Here is a 1,472-nt window from a genome sequence, read left to right on the forward strand (position 1 = left end):
TTGAGGTGTACCCCAAAAGTTAAAGTAAGTATTTGCTTGTCTTTCCTAGGCGGCACGGAGTCGATATTTTATCGGCGATGTGCCGCTTAGTTTCATTTGAATTCGTTCAGTATTGTAGTAGATTATCCACTTTTTAATAGCCGCTATCAATTCTTCAGCGGAATTGTAGTTGGATAGATTTCCTAACTCAACTTTTAACTTGTTAAAGAAGCTTTCTATACAGGCGTTATCTAAGCAAGTTGCTCGTCGAGACATGCTGGGTGTAATGTGAGCGTTTCTTAGTTTCTTCTGCCATGCTCGATGTCGGTACTGCCAACCTTGGTCCGTATGCAGGAACTGCTTGTATGGTTGGTTTGGTATTAAGTCAATTAGGGAATCCAATGGTTTCATGGCAAATTCAAGATTGGGACTGCCGGCAGTAATGGCAAAGGTTAGAATCTCATTATTGTATAAATCCATTATCGGTTCGAAATACACTCTTTCCTGAGTTTCGGGGATCTTAAATTCAGTGACATCGGAAACCATCTTCTGATTTGGCCGATCGGTTTGAAAACGGCGACGTAACTTATTTTTGACTCTAGTTCCTTCAGGACCTTTAGAGGAATCATATTTGCGGATCTTCTTGCGATAACCTTCCCCTTGGATATCCAACTCCTTCATCAGCCGATAAACACGCTTATGGTTGACCTTAAGGTTAAAATCATTCAGGAGGGCTTGGGTAATTCGTAGAACACCCATATGATGATCCTGACTCCAGATGCGGGAAATCAAGTACCGCAAGTGATAATCTTTGTTTGGCAGCTTGAATTGATGCTTCCAGTAGAAAAAAGTATCTGGTGAAATTGGCAAGACCCGTAAAAGGTCAGCCAGCTTAAATTTGGCCTCGAGTGTGCAGATTACTTGTGCGAGTTCTTTGTTCGTTGCTTCATCGAGGCCAATAATTTTAACGCTTCATTTTTGATTCGCAACTCCAAATTTTCAGCTTCTAATTGCTTAAGACGATTTTCTTCTGGTGAAAGTTTCTTTTTGGTTGACCGCTTCTTAGTCGGTTTCTTACGTTTATTTGTCATTTTGGGTTTCCGTCCTTTTGATATAGACAATAACCCATTTGGCCCCTGATTACGATATATTTCTTTCCATATTTGAATTTGTCTGGCACCAACATATCCAAACTTAGCCGCAACTTGAGTGTATGAGGCATTATTGGCAATTGCCCAATGGGCAACTTCCACTCTAAATTCAGGTGTTACTTGTGGTGGATTCAACAGCACGTCGGGACCATGAGTGCGGTATGCCGCAACCATCATTCTAAAAAGATATGGTGCGATCTGATATTTACTGGAAATGGTCTTAAGACCTCCTTGCCCATCAAAATATTCAATTAATGCACATAGTTTAATTGTCTTTGAAATTTTAGTCATAAAAATACCCCCAAAGCTAAAGTTTTTACTTTAACTTTGGGGGTATAGCTC

The 1,472-nt window shown here is 40.3% G+C and carries 2 protein-coding genes; both read right to left on the reverse strand.

What is annotated here, in order from left to right; all coding sequences use genetic code 11:
• Window positions 1–45 precede the first annotated feature (45 nt).
• Window positions 46–942 carry an IS3 family transposase gene (locus tag LKE01_RS11775; protein WP_109249116.1) on the reverse strand — a complete coding sequence of 299 codons (897 nt, stop codon included), beginning with the start codon at window positions 940–942 and terminating at the stop codon, window positions 46–48.
• Window positions 897–1,421, reverse strand: a complete 525-nt coding sequence (locus tag LKE01_RS11780) for a helix-turn-helix domain-containing protein (RefSeq protein ID WP_054769918.1) — start codon at window positions 1,419–1,421, stop codon at window positions 897–899. The genes LKE01_RS11775 and LKE01_RS11780 overlap by 46 nt, the downstream gene beginning before the upstream one ends.
• Window positions 1,422–1,472: the final 51 nt, after the last annotated feature.

The sequence above is a fragment of the Lentilactobacillus kefiri genome, assembly GCF_007989105.1.
GTDB lineage: Bacteria > Bacillota > Bacilli > Lactobacillales > Lactobacillaceae > Lentilactobacillus > Lentilactobacillus kefiri.